Origin of the sequence: uncultured Faecalibacterium sp. (genome assembly GCF_900066275.1) — a bacterium.
Classification (GTDB): Bacteria; Bacillota; Clostridia; order Oscillospirales; family Ruminococcaceae; genus Faecalibacterium; species Faecalibacterium taiwanense.
This window is the reverse complement of sequence record NZ_FMFG01000109.1, coordinates 1-376: the sequence shown is the minus strand read 5'-3', so window position 1 is coordinate 376 and position 376 is coordinate 1. Positions and strand designations below refer to the sequence as shown.

The window sequence follows — 376 nt, the reverse complement described above, 5'->3', positions numbered from 1 at the left end:
ACCAAATCTTCCAGCCACTCTTTACGGACGGTCTTTTTCTTGCAGGTCTTGAAACGCTTCGCGGTAGAGCACTTATAATAATGATGAACGACTTTGTTCCGACCCGTACCGCACTCGCCGAACATCATCGCGCCGCACATTCCGCAGAACAGCTTAGTGGTAAGCAGGTAATCGTCCTCGGCCTTGTGACGGGCAGGAGCGCGGCTGTTCTTTTTGATTTTCAGCTGCACTTCCTCAAACAAGTCCTTGTCCACGATGGCCGGGATGCTGTCCGGCATTACGATATCCTTGAAGTGGTTTTCACCAATGTACCGTTTGTTCGTCAGCAGCGTCTGAACACTGTTGTAGGTGAACTTCTGGTTGCGGTTGGTGGTCA

At 51.1% G+C, this 376-nt stretch carries 1 protein-coding gene; it reads right to left on the bottom strand.

Annotated features, from left to right (window positions below; translation table 11 throughout):
* On the bottom strand, positions 1-376 hold a 376-nt coding region (locus QZL71_RS13235), incomplete at both ends, for a recombinase zinc beta ribbon domain-containing protein (protein ID WP_294649224.1).